Raw genomic sequence first — 26,584 nt, forward strand, 5'->3', positions numbered from 1 at the left:
AAATACCCTTAAAAAGTATATACACAGCATCCATATCAAGTTCATACACTATTATAGCAGCAAATATATTGCCAACTATTCCACCACATCAAAAATATCTTTACCTTTGCCTATGTTTTAAACGAAACAGGTATTTTTAGAGTAAATAAAATTCCAGAATATGATGAGAAGTGTGATTTTATCAACGTTGCTATTAGTATTGGCGGTCTGTACGGTTTCCGCCCAAAACAGGAATACATCCATCTGCCGACTAGGCTTCACATACGATATCAGCCAGAGCAAGAACTGGGGAAACAACAAGCCGGTCATTAAAAGTATCATCCCTTATTCATCCGCCGAGCAAGCAGGTATTAAGAAATATGACGTGATCGAGGAGATCAACGGGGTACCCGTGACGGAGGTATCTGTCGACGAGATCCCTCAACTGCTGAATCCCGCCGGAAGAAACGATGTCCTATTGACTATCAGCAACCTTTCCTCTCCTTCTAAACAAGTATTGGTAAAGAAGGACTGCAAGAAAAGTAACGCCATCACGGAAGACCAGCTGGCGTCCGCCTATGCGATGTATAGCTTGGAGACAACCAATGAGCAAGAATTCGTATGCCCGTTCAAGACTACCGTCACATCCGACGGCGTAGATTTCGGTAACTTCAAGACATTCGCCTTCTCGACCATCGACGAGAATAACCGTAAACTGGAAACGGTCATCAACGAATGCATCGAGAACGAGTTGACCAAAAAAGGACTTACGGTTGATATCGCGAAGCCGGATTTATTGATACAGACTTTCTATTTTTTCGATAAGAACCCGAACTATCTGGGAGCGAATAAAGTATTGGTAGAAAAAGAACCGACTTACCGGTACAACTTCTCGCACAGTAAGATGGAGAAATTCCCGTTCTTGAATTACGCCGCCGCCGAAGCGGAAGCCGAATATCTGTTGCAATTCGGTATCCGTATCATCGATCAAAAAGATATCCCCGGACGTGTACTCTGGGAATGTGAGGCGAACGAGTTGCTGGAAGACTCTTATCGTTTAGACGAATACGCCCGGGTGCATGTCCCGTTGATGTGTATGCAATACCCATACACGAAATACGGACGTAACGTACCGTTCAAGGTGAGCAAGAAGACCTATAATTATACGGGGATCAGCTACGATATCGATAAATTGGATCAAGTGGTTGACGTAGATCGTAACTCTCCCGCTTATGCGGCAGGCATCCGTCCCCGTGACATTATAGAAAAGATCGGCCGCCATAAGATGGATCATTCGGCAGAGGAGTTCTCATCCGCCTACAAACGCTTTATCACGAACACGATGCAATATCGTGATCCGAAGACGATGTTTACGGATGCGAACGGTTTCAAGTATTGCATGTTCTGGGACGTATTCAAATATCCCCAAATAGCGGATGCGTCGCAAAGCTCCGATTACTTGCCGGCGTTCTCTTATTTATACTATTTCGCCCCTTATATTAATCCGTCCGGCAACAACGCCTGTACATTTAATATAAAGCGTGGCAAGACAAAATTAGAAGTAATTATCCGTCCTACCATTCGCTCTGAAGTGACGGTAGAGATCAAATAAAGATTTTACAAACACGTGATATATCCACAAAATTTTGAACAAAAGACGGGCTTTGATAAGATCCGTCACTTAATCACAGAAAAATGTTTAAGCCCGCTCGGGGAAGAGCGGGTAGCGGAGATGGGATTCTCCGCCGATTTCGAGGTCGTATCCAAGCGATTGGAACAAACCGATGAGTTTATCCGTATCCTACACGGAGACACGGAATTCCCTGCCAGTTATTTCTTCGACGTGCGCTATTCCTTGAAACGGATTCGGCCGGAAGGTACTTGGCTGGATGAACGGGAGTTGTTCGACCTCAAACGTTCCTTGCAAACGATCAATGACATCGTACGCTTCTTCAAGCCTATGGACGATGAGGAAATCAAGTATCCGGCCTTGACTGAATTGGCGGGAGATATCTTTGTCTTCCCCCAATTGATTGGAAAGATCGATAGTATCCTCGATAAATTCGGCAAGGTCAAGGACAGTGCTTCCTCCACCCTATCGCAAATCCGCAGGGAAATGACGATCACGATGAGCGGTATTTCCCGCAGCCTGCAATCCATCCTCCGTGCGGCACAATCGGACGGGGTTGTCGATAAGGACGTGACACCGACCATGCGCGACGGTCGTTTGATGATCCCGGTAGCCCCGGCCTTCAAACGAAAGATAAAAGGTATCGTACATGATGAGTCCGCCAGTGGCAAGACGGTCTTTATAGAGCCGGAGGTGGTCGTGGAAGCGAATAACCGCATCCGGGAACTGGAAGGGGAAGAACGCCGGGAAATCATTAAGATACTGACGGAATTCACGAACGTGATCCGTCCTTTAGCTCCGGATATCCTACAATCTTACGAGTTTCTTGCCGACATTGACTTCATTCGTGCGAAAGCGTTATTCGCGGAGCAAGTCAAGGCGATCAAGCCGATCGTGGAGGATAAGCGACAAATGGATTGGGTACGTGCCGTGCATCCGCTCTTATTCCTGTCTTTACAGAAACAGGGCAAGCAGGTAGTTCCCCTCGATATCGAGCTGACCGAGGGAAAACGGATCTTGATCATATCCGGTCCGAACGCCGGTGGTAAATCCGTTTGCCTGAAAACGGTCGGATTACTTCAATACATGTTGCAATGTGGTTTATTGATTCCTTTGCATGAGCGATCAAGAACCGGGATCTTCGAGCATATATTCATCGATATAGGCGATGAGCAAAGCATCGAGAACGATTTGAGTACCTACAGTTCCCACCTTACCAACATGAAGTATTTCGTGAAGAATTGTAACGAGCGGACCATTATCCTAATCGATGAGTTCGGTAGCGGTACGGAACCCCAGATTGGCGGCGCTATCGCCGAGGCTTTATTGGATCGCTTCAACCGGAATCATAGCTTTGGGGTAATCACGACCCACTACCAGAATTTGAAGCATTTCGCCGAGGATACGGAAGGTATCGTAAACGGTGCCATGTTGTACGACCGCCATTTGATGCAGCCCTTGTTCAAGCTTTCTATCGGAAATCCGGGTAGCTCTTTTGCCGTAGAGATCGCACGCAAGATCGGTCTGCCCGAGGACGTGATAGCCGACGCTTCCGCGAACGTCGGAGCGGATTATATCAATATGGACAAATACCTGCAAGATATCGTACGCGATAAACGGTACTGGGAAAGCAAACGGCAGAATATCCGTCAGCAGGAGAAAAAACTGGAAGATGTCACTTCCCGTTATGAACAAGACTTGGAAGCCGTAAACAAGCAACGGAAAGAGATCATCCGGGAGGCAAAGGCCGAGGCCCAACGTATTCTAGCGGAGGCTAACGCCAAGATCGAGAATACCGTCCGTGAGATCAAGGAGGCCCAAGCGGAAAAAGAACAGACCAAACTGGCCCGCAAAGCCTTGGAAGAGTTCAAGAACTCCGTCATGGCGACCGAAGAAGAAGACGATAAGATCGCACGCAAGATGGCGAAGCTCAAGGAACGGAACGAACGGAAGAAACAGAAACAAAAAGTGACGGCCCAGCCGATATTTAATAAAGAGGTGATAGAGGTCGGCGACAATGTACGCCTTAAAGGGCAGGTTTCCGCCGGAACCGTTATGGAACTACAAGGAAAGCAGGCCGTAGTAGCATTCGGGATGATCAAAAGCACGGTTAAGCTGGAGCAGTTGGAAAAGGTAAGCAAAGGCCAGATCAAACGGGAAATCCAGAAAAGCACGTTCGTCAGCTCCCAGACCACTGACAATATGCATGAGAAGAAGATAAACTTTAAGCAAGAAATCGATGTGAGAGGAATGAGGGGCGATGAGGCATTGCAAAGCGTGACTTATTTTATCGACGACGCCATTCAAGTCGGGGCAGGCAAGGTTCGCATCTTACATGGAACCGGTACGGGTATCTTACGTCAGCTAATCCGGGATTATCTGCGCACGGTTCCCGGTGTCCGTCGCTTTCAAGACGAGCATGTGCAGTTCGGAGGCGCCGGTATCACCGTTGTTGAGTTTGATTAAAAAGAGATCCTTATTATGAGACGGAATGAATATACACACAGGAGAAGACATATATCCAACCGGCATTTATCGGACAAGTATTATTACGCCGGCGAACATGAGACAGCAACCGGCATCCGTCTCACTCAATACAACGAACAATCTTTGCATACGAAAGAGGTGCGGATAACCGACACCTCTTTCAGCAAACTAACCGACTCGAATCAGATCAATTGGTTCGAGGTTAGCGGATTGACCAATGCGGATGCCATTACCCGTATCGTAAAAGATTTCGGACTGCATAATCTGGACGCTAAGGATATCTTGACTCCCCAACACGTGGTCAAGGTAGAGGAATACAAAGGACGAATGCTTATCGTATTAAACTCCTGCTATTACGATGTCAATAACGAGATGCGGTCTGAGCACATCAGCATACTGGTAGCTAACAATACGGTTATCACTTTTACGGAAAGCAACAACCCCGTATTCGAGGCCGCTCATAAAGCGCTACTATCCAACATGCTGAACATCCGGAAAAAAGGCAGTGGATTGCTGCTCGCTTTCCTTCTAAACACCATCATAGCGAATCTAGTAGAATCCGCCTCAAAGGTAGAAGAGATACTAGAGGATATAGAAGAGACTTTGCTCGATCCTAAGAACGATCAGGGTAATATGGGTTCCCTAATCCAACAACACCGCCATGAGTACATGATTATCCGTAAGAATAGCCTACCGCTGAAAGATCAATTCTCAAAACTATTACGAACAGAGAACGGGATTATCACCCCGGATATCCTACCGATCTATAATGACCTGCAAGACCAACTCCAATTCGTTATCCAAACAACGGAAAGCTGCCGGGAAATCACCTCTTCCCTTGTCGATCTTTATATATCCAATAACGATCTTAGGATGAACGCCATCATGAAACGGCTGACGATTGTCTCCACCCTTTTCATCCCTTTGACATTCTTGGTGGGCGTATGGGGTATGAACTTCAAGATAATGCCGGAATTGGATTGGCGTTACGGTTATTTCATCGCTTGGGCCGTCATGATAGCTACCGGAGTATTGACTTGGCTATATATGAAACGAAAGGATTGGTATTAAAACCAATCCTTACGATCTGAAGAATTTCTTCCTATACTTATAAAAAGTATTCTTAGAGACGTTGAAATGCTCGCAAATCGATCCTACCGATTCTCCCCGCTCCAACATGTTCATGATCTCCCCCTTATGGGCATCCAAGAAGAACAACTTGGATTCCGAGCCTTTAGGACGTCCCAACCGCTTTCCCGTACTTTTCACCTGTTCCAAGGCGTCTTTTGTACGTATGGAAACCAGACTGTGATCAATCTCGTCTACTTGCTTGAAGACATTAATCATCAATTGGCGATCCATCCGGTCATCGAATATATAACGGTCGTTTATACAATAGACCGTCACGTCCTTCTCCATGCAAACGGTAAGTATCCCCATCAACTCATATAAGGTAAGACACAAACGGGTAATATCCGATACGATCAAGGCATCCCCTTTCTTCAAGCGTTCGAGAACAAGTTTTAACTTTGGTCCCGGCTGTTTCGCTTTCTCTCCGGATACTTCCATGACCCATTTATCCACATGGATATCTTTGGCCGCAGCAAAAGAAGAGATCTCTTCCCTTTGAATATCCAAGTGTTGCCGGTCCGTAGCCACATTTAAATACGCTATCGTCATAAATTTCACTAATTGTTTCTAGCGTGAAGGTACAAAAAGAATGAGTATATCTTCAAGATTATGGGATGTTTAACGCTTTATTTCGTACATTTGCGTTTATATTCATATATTATGATAACACATATACGAGTAGCTAGCCAACAATTGGAACAACCCCGATTCGAGTCCCCGAAAGAGTTGGTCTCTTGGATGGGCGCTATCCAGGCGCAGGAGTATGAGATGGCCAAATGGGCGATCGGTATTCGCTTGAGATCCTCTTCCCTTGAAAAGGTAAATGAGGCTTTGTACAAAGGTGATATTCTACGTACCCATGTGATGCGTCCTACTTGGCATTTCGTGGCCGCCGAGGATATCCGTTGGATGCTTATGCTATCTTCCGAGCGTATCAAGGCTGCCGTTATGTCGTACGCCAAGGGACATTTCGGGAAGATAGAAAAAACGCTGTTCACAAGATACCTAGATCAGATCGGAAAGATACTGGAAGGATACAAAAGCCTGACCAAACAAGAAGTAACGACGGAATTGCAAAAATCCGGGATTTTGCCCACCATAGATCACGTAAACCTTTTCCTTACATGGGGTGAGGTGGAAGGCATCGTCTGTAGCGGGATCGATAAAGGAAAGAAAACGACTTACGCCTTATTGGACGAACGTGTCCCTCCTACTCGTGAACTTTGCAGGGAAGAGGCTCTGGCGAGATTGGCATCCAGATATTTTCAAAGCCACTCCCCTGCCCAGTTACAGGATTTTGTTTGGTGGTCCGGGCTAACCGCTACCGAGTGTAGGCTCGCTATCAATCTGATCAAGACGGAGTTAATAACCGAGACGTTCGATTCCCGTGAATATTTCATCCACCAATCATGGAAAGGAAAAAATGAGAGCAAACCTGTACTGCGTCTCCTCCCCGCCTTCGATGAATACTTGATCAGTTACAAAAACCGCACGGACGTATTGCCGCTAGAACATCATCCAAAAGCGTTCAACCGATTCGGTACCTTCTACCCAGTTATCTTGTATAACGGAAAGATAATAGGTAATTGGAGCCGCTCCATTAAAAAAAACACCATTCAAATAGAAATGGACTTTTTCGAGAAGAAGCCCCGCATTCCAGTGAAATTAATCCAGCAGGCCGAAGCGCAGATAGACGCTTTTTATAGAGGCTTATCGCACCGCCCAGCGCTTCAATGTCGGGAAAAATAATTTCATATTCGCTACGGCCTCCTCTTTCGTATAATGAAAGTCCGCATCTTTATTGAACTCATCGACAAACTGGGCACAATGATCGATCATCTGATCCATCGTACAAGCCATCGTGAAGGCCCCGTCCTTATAACAATAGCAACAATATTCCTCATTCTTGCTTCCGTCATGGTTCGTTCCTAACTCCTCATTCTTTTGCAGCGGCATACCGCAGCTTTGGCAAAATTTTGTTTCCATACTAATTTATTTTATTGGTATATAAATCTTTGTCACTTGGGTATCGTCATCCTCTTCCGAATAACTCACATATTCCTCAAACGCCATTCCATGCCGTTTGGTATAATTGAAATCTATATTTATAGTATTATATAGTTCTTGTAATCCCGCATAACTACCTTTTAAGGTATAAACCGCATATTTTCCTTTCTGCAAACGAATCGTACCGAACATCCCTGATGGAATAATCTCCTTCCCGACCGAAGCATTACTCCACTTCTCGGTCTCTTCTCTCAGACGTGCTCGCAACTTATCCATATAAGCTTTCGGAGATACGCTGAATTGTTTCTTGAACGCTTTCGAGAAAGATTGGGGGTTATCATAGCCTACCCGACTCGCTAGATCTGCCAGACTCATATCTTCCGTATGCATATATAGAACCGCTCGCTCTACACGTTGCCTCGCCACATAAGCATATAATGACTCATTCAAGGCTCCTTTCATAATACGTAGTAGCTGCCGCTCGGACACGTTTACTTGCCCGGCTATTATATCCAGTCGTAAAGGGAGATGCAAATTCGCATTGATATAATCAATTACTTGATTGATTTTCCGTTGATATATGTTTTCCGTATCAGGCTTCATCCTATAGATTCTTATGATGACAAAAATACATAATCCCAACAGACTGACAATTGTCCAATCTCGCCAATTTGAGATTTCCCCTATATTTGTTTAAAAGCCATCAACTTCAAGATTCTATAGATTGTAAAATCAGTAATTCTGTTACACTTATCAGTAATTGGTATACAAAAGTAATGGAATATCTTAAATAATTTTGTGATATGGATAAAATCAAGAAAACAAATATGAATATAAAGAAAATAACCATTGCCATGTTGATCACATTAATCTCTATTGGCAATATAAACGCACAAGAAATGAAAACTGAAATTCCAAAAATTAGTGAATTCCCTACAGGAAATGAAAACACCGGGTTTGAACAATATTTCTCGGGGAAGTCTTGGCTAGCGCCATTAACAAGCAATAAGGATTTAAACGTACCAATGTTTAACGTAACGTTTGAACCTAACTGCCGAAACAACTGGCACACGCATACAGGAGGGCAGATACTCATCGCCGTAGGTGGTGTGGGTTATTATCAAGAACGAGGTAAAAGCGCCCGTCGTTTACTACCCGGGGATGTTGTCGAAATCGCACCAAACGTAGAGCATTGGCACGGCGCCTCACCGGACAGTTGGTTTTCGCATATCGCCGTAGAATGCAATCCCCAAACCAACAAAAATACTTGGCTTGAGCCGGTAAGTGATGAGGAATATGGGAAGGCCGTAAATGATAAGTAGTAAATTTTCCTTATCGTTTACACAAACCGAGCCTAAAAGACACTCCGGTTTCCATAGGAAGAAACTGCAGTTTCTTCCTATGGAAACTGTAGTTCCCTCCTTGGGAAACTACAGTTTTCTGCTAAAAAAACTATAGTTTCATAAGGTAGAATTACGATAAAACTGTAATACACTAGTAAACAATATATTGAATAAACATTTCCTCATCCTATAAAAGAAGTTGGAATCTCTCTATCAAAGAATTCAATCCGTACAATTAATATCATTAACAGATTCATTCTCATACACAGACTTTTGTGATTTTATAAATATATCACGGTACTCATCAAGTAAGTTAATGTCCTGCAAATCATTAACGCCTAAAATCTCACGGATTAAATCCGCCTTGCCTGCTTCTATCTCCACTTTCGGTATCATATATCTTAATTTAGATTAATAAATAAAATCATCTGTTTGGTGTTTTAAACAGACATCGTCACCCTTTTGTTTATACAAAATTTAAATTTAACACAACAAATTTTACAGTATCGAAATTTATCCCCTTAACTTAATCAACCAATAAGGATAGTCAAATCCCTTTCTAAATTGTTATTCACTAACAAGGATATTTCAAAATCAAAAAATCAATCTTATGGAGAAAAATATTTTCTGGTTAGAAAATGACCAACTCAAAGAGATAGCCAGTTCATTTCGGGAAAAGGTTGAAGAGGGATTAAAACATGAAAATGCGGAGATACAATGCATACCGACTTTTATCTCTCCCAAAACCTCTGATATTAATGGAAAAGCATTGGTTCTCGATTTAGGAGGAACCAACTATAGAGTAGCGACCGTCGATCTTGGACAAGGATCACCAACCATCCATCCCAACAATGGGTGGAAAAAAGACATGTCGATCATGAAATCACCGGGATATACTCGTGAGGAGCTATTTAAAGAATTAGCCGATATGATTGTCGGGATAAAACGGGATGAGGAAATGCCAATCGGCTATTGTTTTTCTTATCCAGCAGAATCCGTACTCAGTGGAGACGCCAAATTGTTACGTTGGACAAAAGGAGTCGACATTAAAGAAATGGTAGGGCAATTAGTAGGCAAACCACTTCTCGACTACCTAAACGAACATTGTAAAATCAAATTTACAGGTATTAAAGTATTAAACGATACTATCGCCAGCTTGTTTGCCGGCCTAACCGACAATAGCTATGACGCCTATATCGGTCTGATCGTAGGAACAGGCACCAACATGGCCACTTTCATTCCGGCGGATAAAATAAAGAAATTAGATCCGAGCTATAATATACAAGGCTTAGTCCCTGTCAACCTAGAGTCGGGTAACTTCCATCCTCCATTCCTCACGACAGTCGATGATACGGTTGACGCCATTTCAGGCAGCCTTGGAAAACAGCGGTTTGAGAAAGCGGTTTCGGGTATGTATCTAGGCGATATATTGAAAGCAACTTTCCCTTTGGATGAGTTTGAGAATAAATTCGATGCCCAAAAATTGACCGCTATCATGAACTATCCGGATATTCACAAGGACGTATATGTAGATGTAGCTCATTGGATCTACAACAGATCAGCACAATTAGTCGCCGCATCGCTACTGGGCCTTATTCAGTTACTGAGATCATATAATAAAGATATACAAAAAATCTGTCTAGTAGCCGAAGGCAGTCTATTTTGGAGCGAGAATAGAAAAGATAAAAACTATAACATTCTTGTTCTGGAGAAATTACAAGAACTCCTTAATGAATCCGCATTAGCGGATGTCGAAATCCATATCAACAATATGAATAACGCAAACTTGATAGGAACAGGTATAGCGGCGCTCTCTTGAAATCAATATGAATGAAGTGAATCTTGAACTATAAAATTACGTTTTTCAAAATAAATAGAAAGTGCGGGTATTCTTTACATACGATACCCGCACTACTTTTTCCGCAGAAAAATGATTGTATAATTCACTCATAGCGCATCGCACAAATGGATTCAGCCCCAGAGGATGAAATATAACCGCAATCATATCAATATTAGCTAGTGGTTTGGATTGGATATCGTAATCAATAGAGAATACCGAAATTTTCCGCCTTATTGATAGCTTCGATCGCATTATCTACATTTAGCTTTGCCAATATATTCTTTCGGTGATTATTTACCGTATAAATACTAAGATTTAGCTTATAAGCGATCTCTTTGCTCAGAAAACCTTGCCGAATTAATATTAGTATTTCTTTCTCACGCTTGGTTAATTGAGGTTCGGCTAGAATAACTGTCGACGCAAGTATCAGTCCTGTCTTTCTATTGATAACTGTCCGTTTGATTCTTTCGGTAGGCGATACAATCGGGATAATACTTGGTTCCGAAAATCTGTACCCGCTGATATTGTGCAAATTGTATCTGTTCTCATTTATCTATTATGCTTTACTTTGCATTATTTTAGTTTTCAAATATATTTAATGATTATGAAGTTGAAATTTGCCAAAAGAATGTCTTATATAAAGGCTTCGGAAATAAGAGAAATACTCAAAGTTACAGAACGGGAAGATGTTATTTCATTTGCTGGTGGACTACCTGCCCCTGAGCTATTCCCCATAGATGAAATTAACAAAATGAATCAGGTCGTTTTGCAAGAAGCAGGAGCAAAAGCTCTTCAATATACGACTACTGAAGGGTATTATCCTTTACGTGAATGGATTGCCAAACGAATGAATGAACGCTTAGGGACATCGTTCGATAAGGATAATATTCTTATAACTCACGGTTCGCAACAAGGATTAGATTTATCCGGAAAAGTATTTCTGGACGATGGTGATATCGTATTGTGTGAAAGCCCCACCTATTTAGCAGCAATTAGCGCATTCAAATCATATGGGAGTGGCTTCATTGAAATTCCAACAGATGAAGAAGGCATGGATATGGCTACTTTGGAAGAGGTACTGAATAATACTCAAAATATAAAACTAATATATGTAATACCAACCTTTCAAAATCCCACTGGAAAAACATGGAGTTTGGAAAGACGAAAAAAACTGGCTGAACTATCTGCTTTATATGATATTCCTGTTATTGAAGATAACCCTTATGGAGAATTAAGGTTTGAAGGAGAGTCTTTACCCTCTATAAAGTCTTTTGATAAGGTAGGTAATATCTTATGCACTGGTAGTTTTTCTAAAATCTTTTGTCCGGGCTTTCGGATTGGGTGGATTGCAGGTGATAAAGATATTATCCGCAAGTATGTGTTAGTTAAGCAGGGCACTGATTTGCAGTGTAACACAATAGCTCAAATGACTATTGCCGAATATCTAAAACGATATGATATTGATGAGCATATTAGCAAAATAGTAGAAGTCTACAGAAAACGCAGAGATATAGCTTTAGAATGTATTGAACGCTATTTTCCTAATGACATAAAATATACTCATCCTCAAGGCGGGTTATTTACTTGGATTGAATTACCCGAAAATATTTCAGCGCATGACATCCTGCAAAAATGCATTGAACAGAAAATAGCCTTTGTACCCGGCAGTTCATTTTATCCTGTTGAGCACAAAGAAAATACTTTTAGAATAAATTACTCTAATATGCCAGAAGATAGAATCATGAAAGGACTTCAAGTAATAGGGGAAGTACTAAAAGAATACATACATCAGTTAAAGTGATTTTTAATTATATCCCCCAATTGTTTTAAGCGTTCTTCAAGAAGTGGAGTCCATCGTTGTCCATAGCTTAAACGCATACAATTGGTATATTGCTCTTGTAATGTAAACATACGTCCGGGGGCTATGCTTATTTTTCGCTGCATAGCCCGATAATAAAGTTCTGTTGTATCAATCTGTTTGTCTAATTCCACCCAAAGCATAAATCCTCCTTGTGGAGTAACAATTTTTGTATTCTCGGGGAAGTAATCCATGATGGAATGGGCAAAATGAATACTGTTTGCGTATAATTCTTGTCGCAGTTTACGTAAATGGTTTTCGTATCTGTCATTCTCCATGAAATTGGCAACCGCTTCTTGATTAAGCGCAGGCGTAGAAATAAGGTGAATATTCTTTTGGCGAATAATAGCATGTTTAAATTTGCCGGGAGCAATCCATCCTACCCGATACCCCGGCGCTAATGTTTTAGATACCGCACCACACCATAAAACAAGCCCCTTCTTGTCAAAAGCCTTGCAGGGCTTAGGACGTGAATTTCCAAAAAATAAATCACCATATAAATCATCCTCGATCAAAGGTATATCATATCCGGCCAGCATATCAACAACTACCCTTTTATGTTCATCAGGCATACAACTTCCCAATGGGTTATTAAAGTTGCTTATAAGCAGGCAAGCTTTAATTTGTGGTAAAACTTTTTTCAGCGCATCTGGATCAATCCCTGTTACTGGATTGGTAGGTAATTCCAATATACGTAACCCCATACTATTGGCTAATTGTAACATTCCAAAATAGACCGGACTTTCAACCGCAATAGTATCTCCTACCTTAGTAATTACAGATAAAGCTAAAGCAACCGCATTAGTAACTCCGGCAGTTGTCACTATATCATCTTCTGTCAAGTTTCCCTTCCAACTATACGTAAAACGAGCTATAGATTTACGTAATCGCATATTTCCCTGTGTTTCATCATACCGGGTTCCATTACCCGGAAGTGCCTGCATAGCTCTTATAAGTTCTTTATTAAGTTTTGCAATTGGTAATAAAATATCTTCGGGCATTCCTAATGAAAATCGAGTGATCGATTTATCTCCTATTTCTAACGAGCTGTATACGTCAGCAATCAAATCTACCACCTCTTTGCTCTCAGGCTTTACAGACGGTTGTGTTGTCGCTGGAACAGATAGGCGTATGGGTTTGTAATTGACAATATACCCTGATTTTGGGCGTGATATTATAAATCCGTCTTTTTCCAATTCATAATATGCCTGAATTGCCGTATTAAGACTTACACCATTTTCATTGCTAATAGTGCGTAAAGAAGGTAGTTTCTCACCAGCTTTCCACACGCCTTTCTTAATTTGACAGGCAATAGTTCTCGCTATTTCTTGATATAGGATTTCTTTTTTCATACTTGTTAGGTGTTATCTGTATCCTGCAAATATACAAAAATCGTGTCTGTATCTGTTTTGGACTTTGAAATACTTTTACAGAATGACTTTTGTATTGCTTTGCTATTCTTAAATGGAAGAAAGGTATTCAAGTAAACAACTGAATTCAACCACCATTAATAAAAAAATCACAGTAAAACAGGTTTCAGATGATAATATCTAAAATCAATACAGAGATTGAAACCTTCTGCATAGATAGTGATTTCCGACAATCGTACCCCCTAATCGTTTTTTGGGGAAGGGGGTACGATTTGGATACTCAACCGTGTCTTTTCGTGCCCCTTTTTTGTCTTTTAAGCAAGACTGAAACAATAAAAAAAGTCCTACAATACGTTGATATTGTAGGACTTGTCTCTTTTTTGTCGCCGTTTGGCTTTGTTCTTATGTGATCCGCCTGGGATTCTCCTTGTTGAGTTACCACGCTGATATTTAAAACTTTATATTTCTTGCTTCAAGCATATCCCATGATTTATCCCACTAATTTGTTACTTGCTTTTGCAGTAGTTTGCTCATGGAGAATACTGAGGGCAAAGATAGAAAATTTCTGATACTTTGCAAAAATTGCAAGGCAATCTTTAAGGCTTTATATATTACAAATAATAGGCATGATAAAGTTTTATTTTTAATCATGTGTTTTCTTTGTAAAAAGGCAATCTATTATTTTCTCAAAAAAACTTTTCTTCTTTACAGTGATGTTTTTTTTATTTTCATTCTCTTGATACTTTCTTTTCGCAAGAGTATTTGCAAATTGACCCAAGTTGAAAATATTAATAACGATGTCTAATAATGAGCAAATAGAATAATAGAGAGAAAAAAGCAATAAGAAAAGGACTAAGTAATTAAAACAATCAAATCCTTTGCCAAATAGGAATGGTACTTGTGCCTTTTGAATGAATTGACAAAAAGTCCCATATAAAAAAGTGCAAATAATAGCACCCATTACTATAGCAAATGTTGAATTTACAATTTGAAATAGTGAATATTTTTTCTCATTTCTGTCTTTCGCCAAATAACTTATTATTTCGGAACTACTAAATCCAATAATAAGAGCATATCCTGTTAGCACAAATCCTATAATACTAGGAAAAGCACTTGTGATTAAAGTGCTTACTATTTCTATGTGTTCAAAAGGTGTTTTTTTTGAAAATAGAAGTGGAATTAGTGTTAAGGCTGTTAATATTATAGGCTTAATACATCCTTTACATAAATTGCAGAAAGGGTATATTTCCCATACTATTTTCCAGCCTGTACTTTTTTCTTACTCATGTCTTTTTGATAATGATAATATACGACTCTTTATTTTATCTAACAGAGAATCTTCATTTTCATATCGAACCTCATCAATTAAAGGATGCTCTTTCGTGTTAATAACATCTCGTTTCCCATCAAAATATGCGGTAGCTTTGGCATATCCGTTTTCCCTACTAAGTTTCAACATACCACCTAAAAAAGTTTTTTTCTTTAATTTTATAGGTTTCTTTTTGGTCCCTGATACTTTTGTTGAAACGACAGATACTTCGCTTTCTTTCATTTGCTCGTCTATGATGGCTTCCCATTCATCATTATTATCATTGTTTGTATATGATACTTTGATTTCTAAATTGGTTAATTGCACTGCATTAAAGATCTTTTCAATAGCATCCTCTGTTGCTACAATATTAACTTTTACATTCTCACCTTTGTTCTTATCTGTAACTTTATTTAATGCATCTTCAAAAAAATAGGCTATTTGGGATGAAGATGTATTGGCATCTTCAAATATTGCTAAACGATGTGCTTGTGGCAAGAAGAAATATTCCCATTCTTTTGAGTTGGGATTTAGATTAGGATTGATATTTACATCTTCAATTTCTTCTGTTTCCTCATTAAACCACCCTTCTTCATTTAGTTTTGTATAGTTAATTAATGAACCATAGATTAATCCATCATGCTCATACAAAGTCCTTATCCTTGTATTTTTATCTGAATATGTGTTTATACGGATTTTTTTTCTTTTACTGCTTTAAATAACTCAGTGTATCTTTCTGGGGATTGACACTCTTCTGGGTAGATAGCGATATTGTACAATCTGATTTTCTTTGATTGTTCTTTTTGATTTTTGTGAGTATATTTGTCCATTTGAATTAAATTTATTGGTTATTCTGCAAATATAATAAAAGAAATGTAAAAAACAAGAGGTTGAGCATAAACAGTTAAGAACTTGTTGATCACTTCGTTTTTCAAATAGTATGGACGTTCATATTATGTAGTAAAAAGAAATTTTATTGGTTTAATTAAGTATATAAGCTATAATTTTATCATTTTACTTATTAGAGTACAGAATTACAGCTGACGTCTTTTCTTTTTTTTCTTCTTGCGTCTCTGTGTTTGTAATTCCTCTGCTTGTATAGCATTATAACTGTTGCCATCACCTAACGAAAAGATAGATAACAAAGAATCACCGCCATTGTTATTTTGTTGATTGTAAGAATGTTTGTTCTGTATCTTGCTATCAAGATTGCAAGAAATATTGTTTTCTTTTTCACTGGGTTGGAATGTATCTTTTTTCTTTTCGCCAATAAAGGTTTGTGCCTGTAAATCAAGTTGTTCGAAGATAGAACCGTTCTTCATTGTGTTATGGTAATCAAACGATTCGGATTGTTGTCGGTTATAACCGAACAGTTTATCAAATCCCTGTTCTGTCTGCTGGAACAGATTCACACGGTCAAAGCCACCTGTTATTGCTCCATTCTTGGTGTTCTTATGATTAGTCAATGGTGATAGCTTCTTTTTATTGGCTTGGTCTTTCCGGCTCACAATCAAATGGCAGTGCATATTCAGTTCATTTTCCGAACGACTACGGTCAAAATGAATCTTACCATAGAACTTTATATCCGAAGCGGATAGTTCTTTATTGAAGTTCTTAGCATATTCAGGTATAAACACTTGACGAATATAACGTTTCATAGTTTCGGCTTGCTTCTGCTCTGTGTCACCCATCACTTGAAGCTCCTTTTCCGATGGGCTGACATGGATAGCATAAAACTTGGCATCTGTTTTTAGGAGTTGGCCGATATTTGTATCTATATCCTTTATGACCTTTGATTTATAGATATTATTATCTGTCAGATTGAAAAATCCTTCGGTATAGATACCCTTTTCTATCCTTTCTAAATCCTCATGTTCGAGGTAATTTGCCAACTGTCGGCTACTGCCTGCATTGTTATATGTTCCGTTCGATGGCGAGGCAAAGTCTATGTGCATAGTCTTATGTATTTATCAAATTGCTGATTTCAGCTTTCAAATTCTCTTTCTTTTTACTATCCCAGCAGGACGACTTTGTTAAACAGCACGAGCCTTGATTTGACGGTTCTTGCTTTCATTTTGCGCCTTACCCTGAAATAGAAGTCCAAAGATTCGATGAAAGGCAAGTCCAGTTCTGTAAACGGTATGTCGCTTGCGTGGTACTGTATTTTCAGGAAGTCTTTCAGTTGGTCGTGCAGCACCTCGTACTGCTTGTAAGTCGATTCCGCCCGGTCTATGCCCGTCCTCGCCTTGAAATCCCGCATCATTTCCTCAAACAGGGCAATGACAGTCGTCTGTGCGGTTGCGACACCCTGAAAGGCGTTCTTTACCTCCACGGCTGTGACTTTGCCCGTCCGCTTCAAGATGTCCTTGTAGCTGGCATGAATGGCAAGGTTTATCCTGTTTATCGCCCGGTTCAGCTCAACGGCTTGCCTGCTCTTTCCGGTCGCACGTCCTGACTTGACATCCCACAGGCGTTCATCGACTTTCAGCTTGCTGCTGAACTGGGCTAACGTACCGCCGACAATGATTTTGCCAATCACCGGATAAATGCCGCAGGCGTTGGTTGCGCTCTTTTCCCTTTTGATGTAAAAGGACACTTTCAGTTCGTTGTTCATAATCACTCATTTTTAAGTTTGTAAAATTACTGCTTTCGTGAGTTTTAGAACAATGTGAAACACAGACAAATAAGGACTTTCCCGGTCATTTTCGGACAACGTTCTGCACCGCTTTTCACTCCCTGAAATGGGTAACGGATAAGAAACGGAACGTTTGCCTTTATCCGCTTTATTCTGCCAAACCAATGTCGGACAGGAAAGGACTATAAAAGACTTTCATTTCTGTAAATGAATCAGTTACACCGTTATGCTTTCTTCTTCTGTTTTGTAGTCTTGTTTTTTCGTTTAACGAAAACCGGACGGTTTAACGGCGAAAACTCCGCCAAACCATCCCTGTAAAAACTCCGGAGTCGCTTTTTGCATATCTAACTATAATTCATCTGAAATCACAAAACAGATTGAAACGCATGTGGTTAGTTCGTCTGTTTATAAACTCTATATAAAATTTAAATCTGAATGCATATGACTAGTATAAAAGTAAAATTCCGCCCGTCTTCTACCATCCAAAAAGAAGGGACTCTACATTATCAAATAATCCATCATCGTGAGGTACGGAAACTTCGTACCGGTTATAGGCTATTCCCGAACGAGTGGAATACAGTTTTGAAACGAATAAATGTTTCGGCTGGAAAGAATGAAGAGCGAAGACTCTATCTGACAGCATTGAAAAAGCACATTGATACAGATCTGTTCAAAATAAAAGAATGTATCAACCGTTTGAAACAGGAAAATAAAACTTATACAGCCGACCGCATCGTAAAACTTTACTCTACTCATGAAGGAAGTTATACCTTTCTTTTGTATGGGAAAGGATTGTTGGTTGAATTGAAGAAAATAGGAAAAGTACGTACTGCCGATACCTATCGGAACGCCTTGGGCAGTTTTGAACGCTTTTTGAATGACCAAGCAGACATCCCGTTGGAAGCCATGGACTCCAATCTGATGATAGCCTATGAAAGTTGGCTTAAAGGAACCGGTATTTGTCCAAATACCAGTTCCTATTATATGCGTAATCTCAGAGCTATCTATAACCGTGCGGTGGAACAGGGTTTTGTTACCCAGCAAAATCCTTTCAAGCATGTATATACCGGTATTGATAAAACAAAGAAACGTGCTGTTTCTTTGGATGTGATCCGGGAAATACGAGATTTAAAATTGACGAAAAAATCACTGGTCTTCGCCAGGGATATCTTTTTATTCAGCTTTTATACACGTGGAATGTCCTTTGTAGATATGGCATTTTTAAAAAAGCAAGACCTGCAAAATGGGATTCTTGCTTATCGGAGAAATAAGACAGGTCAGCAGTTATTTATCAAAAGGGAAAAAACCATGCAGGAACTCATCGATAAATATGATACCTTTGATACACCCTATTTGCTACCGGTTATTCGAAACAATGGTGTGGACGAGTGGCATCAATACCAGAATGCGGCTCATCGTATCAATAGAAATCTGAAGCAGATTGGCAAGCTGATTGGTTTGGATATCCCGCTTACTACTTATGTCGCGCGCCATGCATGGGCCAGTATTGCCCAAAGTAAAAATGTCCCTCTATCTGTCATCAGTAAAGCATTGGGACATAATTCGGAACAAACCACCCGAATTTATCTTAGCTCTTTAGATACATCTGTTGTGGATAAGGCAAATAACCTTATTTTAATGTCTATATAAAAATATGTATTTATATAATATTGACAAAGAAACTGTTTTGATTTTTCTGCCTCTTGATTGGGGATCTGTTTTTGGACCAGATTCATTTCTCTGATGAGAAAGATAGCAAGCTATCTGGATAAGAGAAGCGAATATGCCTCCAAAACGCTCAAAACATAGACGAAAACAACAGGAAAATAACAAAATTGGTTGTTTATAAAACAATCAAAACACTTTCTTATATCGAATTCATGTTAAATGACAAAAAACAAGCCAGCCAATTCATTCTAAAAATATTTGAATTAGCCGGCTTGTTTGTATCCTTAGGTGTTCCCCTAAATAAGATTCGCCTAAACGGAAAAATGGAAAACTATCCGGTCATTCCTACGGATCAGTATCTCACATCGCGCACACAGAACACACCGGCTCTGCCGTATTTTTCCCGATCTTCATCGGTATCCTCCACCATGCCTCTCCAATCTGAATAGTAGGGCATCATGTGCATTTCTACCCGGCGAATTTTCAGCAACTCCATTTCCGAATCGGTCTTCCAATAGTTCAGTATGTAGCCGGTAGGCGTATATTCGTGTCTACCGGGATAATAGCGGCTGTAAGAATACGCCGTACGGCAATGGAACATGGCGCAAAGCCGGTGCTTAAAATTATGCTTCCTTTTATCACTTAAATCGCATGTCAGACTGAGTGGGTTGTACCAGCCGTAAGCATCACCTACGGCATCCTTGTCTCCCGGCTTCACCATGGGCGAGAAAGGCAGGTTGTCCTCATCCTGGAAGAAGTTGAATGCCAGCTGAATCAATGTCAGCTCGCGTTCATTGGGCAAGCGCCACGCTCCGGCGGGGGTCACTCCGTCTCCTGCTTCGTGATAGTCTTGGGCTATGGTAAACTTATCTCGTTTGGCATTGTCTATCTCAATAAGTTTCAATGTCGTACCTGTCCATGTTACCTTACTGGGAGTATCTTTATCAAATCTCAGGTGACTCGGGTCAGTGCACTCAAATTTCGCAATCGTATCCATCAGCATGGGTTCTTGTGCCAGCTGGAATTTCTTGTACAGACGGTTCTGCGTATCGCGTTCGTTATGGGGCTGAAGCTCCCGGTAACTGAACGAGCGCATGGCTTCGTCCGCCAAAAAGACTTCCAGTGTACGGCTTGCTTCATCGTATTTGTAATAAGGAGACGAAACTTCCCTGTCCATCCTGCCACTCACGACTCCGCTTCCCAAGCTCCTCACACTAATCATGTGCCTCAGATACGTATGACTTATGTATCCTCCCAGTTCCGACCATATTGTGGAATAAGGACCGTATGTACTGGCCGTATATCCCTGTACGGGATCCTTGTTTATCTTTTTCCCGTCTGCTCCTATATATATATCGAAAGACGATTTCCACAAGGCAGCTTCTTTTGCCATGGCAGGCTCTCCCAGCCACATACCCACCAATTGCCCTATGGCAGGTACATACCAGCGCAGTTCTTCCTCGTCCAGATAGCCGTTGCCGTTCAAATCACGGTTACGTATCAGCATGATAACCGGATCGTCGGCCTGTCCGCTAATCGGTCGGGATTCCTTCAGACTTCCATCTTTCCTCAGTATAAAACCGGATAGGAAAGGTGATTTTTTAAGCCCCCATTCCATACCATGCATATTACAATTTCCAACCTGACCATCCAGCTTTTGCCAAGTATTCTTTCTGCCGTCCCAAACTTCCCTCTCGCCCGGTTCTGGCTCATACAGGATGTGCTTCTGCTCTTCCACCGACTCCAAGCCGAATTTATTGAGAGTCTCATCGTTCATATCATAGAAGCAGGCAATGGAACGTTGTTTCAGCGTATAAACCGACTGCGACACCGCGCTCTTACCATCTTGGCTGAACTCGAGGTCGGTAGCAAGCGAGAAGATACGGTCCTTGCAGTTGATAAAATCTTTCAGATGCACCGGTACCGTAATGCGCGGGTCGGGATGTCTTTCATAAAAGTTCTCATCCACAAAGCAGGTGTAGTACGCCGAATCCTCCTTACTTGCATAAAACTCATCGAGCGCATCGAACACACTTTTCACCTTGCCTGGATAATAGTATTCCAGGAGATAGGGGCTTTCCTTATCCGGTTTTGTTCCATTATAGAAATAGTTATCCTTTTGCGTCTCTTTCGCAAACTCCAGCCACGCCAGATAGCCTTGTGCCACCTCTTTGGTAATACCGAAACTGCTCACGGATACACATTTGCCTTCCGAACCTCCGTCTGGGGTACCTTTAGGATAATACATCACCCCCATGACCCCGAAAGGTGTGTCGGTATACAGATAGACACCATTCTCAATGTCTTTCCGCATGAATTTCATCTCCACCTGGTCAAAATGGGCATCGATATGTGCGAAAGCCTCATGCTTGAACACCACTCCTTCCGCTCCCGGAGTCTTTTCGTTCTCATCTTCCACTTCCACCACTATATCATCCACTCCGTTGATGGTTACATTATACGTATAGTGATGGTCGCGCTCCACGCTGAAGTGATTGAGGTCTTTCCCGAAATTACCCAAATGGATATAATAACGGACATCGGCAGCAACCGTCTTGTCTGCATTTTCAAACCATCCGGTCAGTTCAATATAAGTAGAAGCTTTCGGAGCAAACTCAAACTTGTAGTGCCCTTTGTGATTATCGGCATTATCAGCATGAAAATCATCGGGAGCGGTCTCTTCCGTATTTTTATTGTCGGCAGTCTTCACCACCTTATCCCGCTGCCTGTATTCGGTAATCTCCACGCCGGATCTTACCTTGCGTATGTTCTCCGGCAGGTATATAGTAAAAGTGAGAGAATCCAGTAAACCGAAATTCACCGGCTTGGCATCTTCCACCAGGATACGGTCCCGCTCTTCTTCCGTCCACGCCTGTGCGGTGGGCGACACATAATGAGGTATATGGCGAACCGTGTAATCTCGCGCCGTAAACTTCACTCCTTTACCTTCCCTGATATTCATTGTAATCTTGCTCATCAGGCGTTTCAGCACAAACGAGTTGTCTTCATCGTGTTTACCGTCCGGCAACAGCGTATGAGTTTTTCCCTCTTCATCCGTATAACTGATTTGTCCCTGTTCGTTCACATGACATAATCCTGTATTGTTGTTCACCATACCCGTAAGCGGCAGATAACCGTCTACGCTGTGTATGTTTCCGTTCCACTTCGGGGTTGCTTTTTCAAAAAACTCCGCCTGAGTGCCCAGCGCATCCCCACCCGATACTCCCGGAAAGAAATTAAGGAACGAACTTTGCGCATTGCCCAACAGATAGATATACACATCGCCCACCGGAACATAGAACTTGATTTCACCGCACGTAGGGTCGTCATTATCGGCAATCCATCCGCCGGTAGCGCCTTCCAGCGGCTTATTGGACGGATTGGAGAACAGATGATAGGCTAACAACTCATTTTCTTCCGGATTGTCGCTCTTCGCTTCATATACAAAAGCCATCACGCCCGAAAGCTGGGAGTCATAATCAATCTCTCCACCTGCCGCACGGGTTGTAATCGTGGTAGTGATGCCACGTCCCACACCGAACGGAAGCCTCACCTCCACCCGCTTGTCACGGTCTACTCCCTGCAAGTCGTTTCCTTCGATGAACTCATCGGTGCAAGATGCAAGCGACAGGAGCGCCAACAGTCCCGCCGCCAGAATATGATTCACTGTTTTTTTCATCATGCTGTATATTTTTATCTGTTATTCGTCTGCCTAATTAAATTCCACATCTCCGCCTCCAGCTTCCCACGGAACAATCATCCAATGTGCTGTCATAGCCACGTGTCCATGCATGGAAATAACGGAAAACAGCCGCAGGTTCATGTTGGCTTCCACTTCGGGCAAAGCCACATATTGCATATCAGCCTCATGGCCTTCCGTACCGTCACTTCCCACTTTATGTTCATGCGACAGTATTTTCAGATAATATCCCCTTGAACTCTCTGCTGACGGATTCTCAGGATAACGGTCTGCAATTTCATTGGAGTTGGCAAACAGATAAATCGGTTTGGCTGGCATCCACTGAAAGTTTTTCGTGCCTGTATTCCCGGCATGTGCCAAAGCCTTAATCTCGTTGATATGGGTCTTCTCCAGCAAGTTCTTTTCATACACCTCATATTCCGGTGTCCCTTCTTGCGGAGCGGTTTCCGGTTCCTCCGGCCATCCCGCACTCAGAATTACCTTGCCGTTCTTCTGATTCTTCGAGTCGGAACTTTCACCGGCTCCCTCCAGACAATTGAAATCTCCCGTATATTCGTACTTCTCTTTCGGAAACAGATACCCGTATTCCGGCATATTGTAGAGATACAACCCGCGCCCCATATAGAGCTGCCCCTCTCCGGCGTCTGCCACATCCGCCTTGGCAAAGTAAAGCTGTAGTTTCGCTATGCTGCGTTTCAGTTCCAGGTTTATCTCCTGATTATCGTGCGTAACTGTTCCACGATACTTACAGGTCATCGGCACAATGGCAGAGCGGTATTTTTTTCCCGTTTCATCCTTGTCTGTTTCCGTTCCGCCCGACATATATTCCGCTTCCGGCAGCCGGCTGAAAGTCAAAGACTCCAGTCTGTCCGGCGCAACTTCCAAGCCTTCGACCGGACGTACTCCCCCGACAGTCTCACCGGGCAGTACAAAAATGTCTCCCTTGTTTTCGCTAAGCAGCTTTCCTGCCGCTTGTTCATTGGCCACCGCATAAAACCAGACTTCTCCTTGTGGCAGCTTCCATTTGAAAGTATGGGGTTGCACATCCTCACCACCATAATAATACCCTACCAGACTACCGTTGTGAAAAGCATACACTCTGAGTGTCTTCACCTGCGATTCGAAATCATCCGCTCCTGCCGCCCTTGTATCAATTGAAAGCTTCACCGTCACCGGTTCTCCCTCTCCGGGAAACATCTCCTCCTGTTCGTCCGATGCACAAGCCGTCATTATCCCCACCATTGCGGCAAACATACATAATATATATGAGTATTTTCGAATTTTCATATCTTGCTATTTCCTGTTTATGAGATTACCAATCTGCCGAAATATCCCGGCTGTCCCAATCTCCCACGCTCACTTTGACAGTGATATCGGCATCGCCAGCAGGCAGCGTTATTTTATAATGGTAAGTGCTCGACTTTATCCATTCCGTTGTTTGAGCCACATCCAGGTATACCATCGCTTCTTTTGCCTCCGACAACGGTTTGCCGGCATAGGCATACTTAAAGGTTACCGCCACATGCTCCGTCACCGGCTGCGGCAACAGCAATACGCTATCCAGCACGGTAACACTGCTTCCAGCTTCTATCCGCACGCTCTCGCTGCGTACGAAAGGGGTTCCTTCTTCCGTGCAGTTTATCCGGTTTTGCCATGTCGACTCCTCCGGTGTCCACAGCAAGTCACCTTTATAGTCCACCCCCAAAAGTCTGATGTCCGACACTTCCGCCTGCTTCTCCCCTGTACAGACAGTAAATTTCACCTGTGCCAATTCATGTTTGAATGCCAAAAGCACAGGCGCCATCATTCCGCCCCCCTCATAAACCACATCCGTCTTTGCTGCTGTCATCAGATCCACAGCACCCTTCCCCATCTCGGAAGAATCAAACCCCGTAACCCTAAGTTCACCTTTATCGTTGCAGGAGACCTCTGTGGCAATATTATTCTCTTTCATCTTTTCCGGATGCACCGCATAAAAGCCATAAGGCCTACCTACAGCCCAAAAACGTTTCTCGCCATAGTTTCCCGATGGAGTAACCGGAACAGCATCGAAAAACAATTTCGGTCCGTCGCTTTCCCGTACCCATCCCCACAATGTGAAATTATCCATACCCTCCTTGTTATTTTCCACCACTGCACGAGTGGCAACTTGTGTGCCAAAGACAATCGGTATCCGTTGCTCCGAATCGCTTTCTTCCGTCATGCTATCGGAACAGCCGACAGCGACCAGCATGGTCGTGACAAGAAGGAAATCCTTTTTTAAATTAAGTCGCATAGGCATTTATTTTTTGTACAATAAATAGTAACCGGGAAGGGAACATTCAACCCCGCCCGGCTTATTATATTTCCACAACTTGATAAATGGAAAAGACAAGTCTGCGGTTGTTCAGTGTTATTGTCCAGAGTTTGAATTAGGAACACTGGCATCGAGGTCCTGAGGATATTCAACGAAATCATCCACAGTTACGGCGAATGTAATAGGAACCAATACAGGTTCTGGATCTGGATTTTCAGGATCTGGATCAGGGTTAAAGCCGCCACCCTCACCAAAGATAAGAGTATAAACATAGCGTTTGCCTTGCTTCCAGACTTGTTCGGTTTTTCCGTTTATGTCTTTGGGTTCTCCTACCAGGGAGACACCCACCCATGTGGTTTCCTCGTGTGAGTTCGTGTTCGGCCACAACTGTACATTAGATACCGTATCCACCAGCTTGCATTTAACAAGCACTCGCGCTGTCCCCGTGATTTTGTACTCCGGATTTTCATCTGTTCCGCCGGTCTTCGTAATCCAGGGATTCAATGTCTGCGGTAAAAGGAGCAATCCCTTATAGCCATTGTCTGTTTTAACAGTCAAGTCCCGCACAGATGCATCTATGGAACCTACAAAACCTTGTTCCATTATCGGAATAATCTCAGCGGCATAGTTGTTCTGCTTTGCGTTCTCTTTGTTATACACAATATTCCATCTTCCCCATGAGTTGTCAGTTTCCGTGTCTTTCTCAGTTCCCTGCCATTGAGTAGTAGTGCTCAAAGTCGGCCAGAAGAATGTACCCTGTTTCTCTATTCCCTCCACTTTCACTGCGTCTACGAACACTGTCAGGTTAGAGCTGGTATTCCTGATTCTGAATACAATTTGTGACAGGGCATGGCGGAAGTTGACCATGACTGGTCGTTCACCCTCATGCTCGTTTTTCTTTTCAGCCTGGTTCAAGGCATAAAGCAGGTCTTCATCGCCGGGTACGTTATAGTTTGCAATTTTCTTGTCGCCTTCAACCTTGATGCTAACATTGCCATTCTGCGTATTCATCGGACTATACGAATAGAAGTCCACATCTGTTTCCGGCCAGAACTTGGTATCGCCATACGACCATACATTTCCTTGCTTCCGCACATCGCAATCCATGTATGTAGCTCCTTGGGTAAAGGCCAATACATGAAAGTTTCTTATACTGTTGGTTGTGGTGGCTTCGCTTCCTGTACGGGTTGTTTTTCCCGCTACCGCACTCAAGCTGATGCTTTCACCATAGTTTATTTCTATCGTTTCGTCGTTGGCACATGCCGTTACCAATGCCATGGCCGATAGTACCATCAGAATTGATTTCGCTTGCATAATATCAAAAAGATTAA

General features: G+C 42.2%; 21 protein-coding genes and 1 pseudogene. 8 read left to right on the top strand and 14 right to left on the bottom strand.

Features of this window, described 5'->3' with window-relative positions:
- Nucleotides 1-160: 160 nt before the first annotated feature.
- Genes BDI_RS06210 through corA form a run of 3 tightly spaced genes read left to right on the top strand, consistent with a single transcriptional unit; the run spans nucleotide 161 to nucleotide 5,167 of the window.
- The gene (locus BDI_RS06210; RefSeq protein WP_005856652.1) at nucleotides 161-1,591 is read left to right on the top strand and encodes a DUF4136 domain-containing protein; all 1,431 of its coding nucleotides are present in this window, start codon (nucleotides 161-163) and stop codon (nucleotides 1,589-1,591) included.
- 15 nt (nucleotides 1,592-1,606) lie between these two features.
- On the top strand, nucleotides 1,607-4,075 hold the full coding sequence (locus BDI_RS06215) for an endonuclease MutS2 (RefSeq protein WP_008772073.1): 2,469 nt from the start codon (nucleotides 1,607-1,609) through the stop codon (nucleotides 4,073-4,075).
- A 15-nt stretch (nucleotides 4,076-4,090) separates the two neighbouring features.
- Nucleotides 4,091-5,167 carry a magnesium/cobalt transporter CorA gene (gene corA, locus BDI_RS06220; RefSeq protein WP_005856648.1) on the top strand — a complete coding sequence of 359 codons (1,077 nt, stop codon included), beginning with the start codon at nucleotides 4,091-4,093 and terminating at the stop codon, nucleotides 5,165-5,167.
- A gap of 9 nt (nucleotides 5,168-5,176) precedes the next feature.
- Here corA and BDI_RS06225 read toward each other — a convergent pair whose 3' ends face one another.
- Nucleotides 5,177-5,776 (bottom strand): recombinase family protein, encoded by a 600-nt coding sequence (locus BDI_RS06225; RefSeq protein ID WP_005856646.1) that lies wholly within the window; start codon nucleotides 5,774-5,776, stop codon nucleotides 5,177-5,179.
- Between the two features lie 111 nt (nucleotides 5,777-5,887).
- Here BDI_RS06225 and BDI_RS06230 point away from each other — a divergent pair, with 111 nt between their 5' ends.
- Nucleotides 5,888-6,976: a winged helix DNA-binding domain-containing protein gene (locus BDI_RS06230; RefSeq protein ID WP_011966366.1), complete on the top strand. Its 1,089-nt coding sequence runs from the start codon at nucleotides 5,888-5,890 to the stop codon at nucleotides 6,974-6,976.
- On the opposite strand, the gene BDI_RS06235 is transcribed toward BDI_RS06230, so the two are convergent.
- Both BDI_RS06235 and BDI_RS06240 read right to left on the bottom strand, forming a co-directional pair.
- Nucleotides 6,938-7,213, bottom strand: a complete 276-nt coding sequence (locus tag BDI_RS06235; protein WP_005856642.1) for a zinc ribbon domain-containing protein — start codon at nucleotides 7,211-7,213, stop codon at nucleotides 6,938-6,940. The genes BDI_RS06230 and BDI_RS06235 overlap by 39 nt on opposite strands.
- Nucleotides 7,214-7,219: 6 nt before the next feature.
- On the bottom strand, nucleotides 7,220-7,837 hold the full coding sequence (locus tag BDI_RS06240; RefSeq protein WP_005862072.1) for a helix-turn-helix domain-containing protein: 618 nt from the start codon (nucleotides 7,835-7,837) through the stop codon (nucleotides 7,220-7,222).
- Nucleotides 7,838-8,037: 200 nt separating this feature from the next.
- Between BDI_RS06240 and BDI_RS06245 the strand changes: the two genes are divergently transcribed.
- Nucleotides 8,038-8,556 carry a cupin domain-containing protein gene (locus BDI_RS06245; RefSeq protein WP_005856638.1) on the top strand — a complete coding sequence of 173 codons (519 nt, stop codon included), beginning with the start codon at nucleotides 8,038-8,040 and terminating at the stop codon, nucleotides 8,554-8,556.
- A gap of 243 nt (nucleotides 8,557-8,799) precedes the next feature.
- On the opposite strand, the gene BDI_RS21000 is transcribed toward BDI_RS06245, so the two are convergent.
- The gene (locus tag BDI_RS21000; protein ID WP_172580098.1) at nucleotides 8,800-8,973 is read right to left on the bottom strand and encodes a hypothetical protein; all 174 of its coding nucleotides are present in this window, start codon (nucleotides 8,971-8,973) and stop codon (nucleotides 8,800-8,802) included.
- 214 nt (nucleotides 8,974-9,187) lie between these two features.
- Between BDI_RS21000 and BDI_RS06250 the strand changes: the two genes are divergently transcribed.
- Nucleotides 9,188-10,396, top strand: coding sequence for a hexokinase family protein (locus BDI_RS06250; RefSeq protein WP_005862069.1), 1,209 nt, complete (start codon nucleotides 9,188-9,190; stop codon nucleotides 10,394-10,396).
- Between the two features lie 223 nt (nucleotides 10,397-10,619).
- Here BDI_RS06250 and BDI_RS06255 read toward each other — a convergent pair.
- Nucleotides 10,620-10,904, bottom strand: a pseudogene (locus tag BDI_RS06255) (response regulator transcription factor); the annotation flags it as partial.
- A gap of 117 nt (nucleotides 10,905-11,021) precedes the next feature.
- On the opposite strand from BDI_RS06255, the gene BDI_RS06260 reads away from it, so the two are divergent.
- Nucleotides 11,022-12,218 (top strand): PLP-dependent aminotransferase family protein, encoded by a 1,197-nt coding sequence (locus tag BDI_RS06260; RefSeq protein WP_005856630.1) that lies wholly within the window; start codon nucleotides 11,022-11,024, stop codon nucleotides 12,216-12,218.
- Here BDI_RS06260 and BDI_RS06265 read toward each other — a convergent pair.
- The 5 genes from BDI_RS06265 to BDI_RS06290 all read right to left on the bottom strand — a co-directional run bounded on the left by BDI_RS06265 (nucleotide 12,206) and on the right by BDI_RS06290 (nucleotide 17,568).
- The gene (locus tag BDI_RS06265; protein ID WP_005856628.1) at nucleotides 12,206-13,627 is read right to left on the bottom strand and encodes a PLP-dependent aminotransferase family protein; all 1,422 of its coding nucleotides are present in this window, start codon (nucleotides 13,625-13,627) and stop codon (nucleotides 12,206-12,208) included. The two genes, BDI_RS06260 and BDI_RS06265, sit on opposite strands and share 13 nt — an antisense overlap.
- 661 nt (nucleotides 13,628-14,288) lie before the next feature.
- Nucleotides 14,289-14,675 carry a hypothetical protein gene (locus BDI_RS06275; protein WP_011966368.1) on the bottom strand — a complete coding sequence of 129 codons (387 nt, stop codon included), beginning with the start codon at nucleotides 14,673-14,675 and terminating at the stop codon, nucleotides 14,289-14,291.
- 249 nt (nucleotides 14,676-14,924) lie between these two features.
- Nucleotides 14,925-15,605: a DUF4747 family protein gene (locus BDI_RS06280; RefSeq protein ID WP_005856619.1), complete on the bottom strand. Its 681-nt coding sequence runs from the start codon at nucleotides 15,603-15,605 to the stop codon at nucleotides 14,925-14,927.
- 383 nt (nucleotides 15,606-15,988) lie between these two features.
- Nucleotides 15,989-16,909, bottom strand: coding sequence for a DUF5712 family protein (locus tag BDI_RS06285; protein WP_011966369.1), 921 nt, complete (start codon nucleotides 16,907-16,909; stop codon nucleotides 15,989-15,991).
- Between the two features lie 56 nt (nucleotides 16,910-16,965).
- Nucleotides 16,966-17,568: a phage integrase SAM-like domain-containing protein gene (locus tag BDI_RS06290; RefSeq protein WP_005856613.1), complete on the bottom strand. Its 603-nt coding sequence runs from the start codon at nucleotides 17,566-17,568 to the stop codon at nucleotides 16,966-16,968.
- Nucleotides 17,569-18,030: 462 nt separating this feature from the next.
- Between BDI_RS06290 and BDI_RS06295 the strand changes: the two genes are divergently transcribed.
- Entirely contained in the window at nucleotides 18,031-19,239 is a 1,209-nt protein-coding gene (locus tag BDI_RS06295) for a site-specific integrase (RefSeq protein WP_011966370.1), read from the top strand.
- A 370-nt stretch (nucleotides 19,240-19,609) separates the two neighbouring features.
- On the opposite strand, the gene BDI_RS06300 is transcribed toward BDI_RS06295, so the two are convergent.
- The 4 genes from BDI_RS06300 to BDI_RS06315 all read right to left on the bottom strand — a co-directional run bounded on the left by BDI_RS06300 (nucleotide 19,610) and on the right by BDI_RS06315 (nucleotide 26,567).
- Nucleotides 19,610-22,939, bottom strand: coding sequence for a DUF4906 domain-containing protein (locus tag BDI_RS06300; protein ID WP_227742539.1), 3,330 nt, complete (start codon nucleotides 22,937-22,939; stop codon nucleotides 19,610-19,612).
- Between the two features lie 30 nt (nucleotides 22,940-22,969).
- Nucleotides 22,970-24,244: a FimB/Mfa2 family fimbrial subunit gene (locus tag BDI_RS06305; protein WP_005856606.1), complete on the bottom strand. Its 1,275-nt coding sequence runs from the start codon at nucleotides 24,242-24,244 to the stop codon at nucleotides 22,970-22,972.
- Between the two features lie 25 nt (nucleotides 24,245-24,269).
- Nucleotides 24,270-25,232 (bottom strand): fimbrillin family protein, encoded by a 963-nt coding sequence (locus BDI_RS06310; RefSeq protein ID WP_005856603.1) that lies wholly within the window; start codon nucleotides 25,230-25,232, stop codon nucleotides 24,270-24,272.
- 117 nt (nucleotides 25,233-25,349) lie between these two features.
- On the bottom strand, nucleotides 25,350-26,567 hold the full coding sequence (locus BDI_RS06315; protein WP_011966372.1) for a fimbrillin family protein: 1,218 nt from the start codon (nucleotides 26,565-26,567) through the stop codon (nucleotides 25,350-25,352).
- Nucleotides 26,568-26,584 lie beyond the last annotated feature (17 nt).

Origin of the sequence: Parabacteroides distasonis ATCC 8503, assembly GCF_000012845.1 — a bacterium.
Classification (GTDB): Bacteria; Bacteroidota; Bacteroidia; order Bacteroidales; family Tannerellaceae; genus Parabacteroides; species Parabacteroides distasonis.

Bases quoted from the DNA above. Each gene is read 5' to 3' on its own strand.
- BDI_RS06210 (WP_005856652.1), top strand. From the start codon at position 161: ATGATGAGAAGTGTGATTTTATCAACGTTGCTATTAGTATTGGCGGTC.
- corA (WP_005856648.1), top strand. From the start codon at position 4,091: ATGAGACGGAATGAATATACACACAGGAGAAGACATATATCCAACCGG.
- BDI_RS06225 (WP_005856646.1), bottom strand. From the start codon at position 5,776: ATGACGATAGCGTATTTAAATGTGGCTACGGACCGGCAACACTTGGAT.
- BDI_RS06230 (WP_011966366.1), top strand. From the start codon at position 5,888: ATGATAACACATATACGAGTAGCTAGCCAACAATTGGAACAACCCCGA.
- BDI_RS06235 (WP_005856642.1), bottom strand. From the start codon at position 7,213: ATGGAAACAAAATTTTGCCAAAGCTGCGGTATGCCGCTGCAAAAGAAT.
- BDI_RS06240 (WP_005862072.1), bottom strand. From the start codon at position 7,837: ATGAAGCCTGATACGGAAAACATATATCAACGGAAAATCAATCAAGTA.
- BDI_RS06245 (WP_005856638.1), top strand. From the start codon at position 8,038: ATGGATAAAATCAAGAAAACAAATATGAATATAAAGAAAATAACCATT.
- BDI_RS21000 (WP_172580098.1), bottom strand. From the start codon at position 8,973: ATGATACCGAAAGTGGAGATAGAAGCAGGCAAGGCGGATTTAATCCGT.
- BDI_RS06250 (WP_005862069.1), top strand. From the start codon at position 9,188: ATGGAGAAAAATATTTTCTGGTTAGAAAATGACCAACTCAAAGAGATA.
- BDI_RS06260 (WP_005856630.1), top strand. From the start codon at position 11,022: ATGAAGTTGAAATTTGCCAAAAGAATGTCTTATATAAAGGCTTCGGAA.
- BDI_RS06265 (WP_005856628.1), bottom strand. From the start codon at position 13,627: ATGAAAAAAGAAATCCTATATCAAGAAATAGCGAGAACTATTGCCTGT.
- BDI_RS06285 (WP_011966369.1), bottom strand. From the start codon at position 16,909: ATGCACATAGACTTTGCCTCGCCATCGAACGGAACATATAACAATGCA.
- BDI_RS06290 (WP_005856613.1), bottom strand. From the start codon at position 17,568: ATGAACAACGAACTGAAAGTGTCCTTTTACATCAAAAGGGAAAAGAGC.
- BDI_RS06295 (WP_011966370.1), top strand. From the start codon at position 18,031: ATGACTAGTATAAAAGTAAAATTCCGCCCGTCTTCTACCATCCAAAAA.
- BDI_RS06300 (WP_227742539.1), bottom strand. From the start codon at position 22,939: ATGATGAAAAAAACAGTGAATCATATTCTGGCGGCGGGACTGTTGGCG.
- BDI_RS06305 (WP_005856606.1), bottom strand. From the start codon at position 24,244: ATGAAAATTCGAAAATACTCATATATATTATGTATGTTTGCCGCAATG.
- BDI_RS06310 (WP_005856603.1), bottom strand. From the start codon at position 25,232: ATGCGACTTAATTTAAAAAAGGATTTCCTTCTTGTCACGACCATGCTG.
- BDI_RS06315 (WP_011966372.1), bottom strand. From the start codon at position 26,567: ATGCAAGCGAAATCAATTCTGATGGTACTATCGGCCATGGCATTGGTA.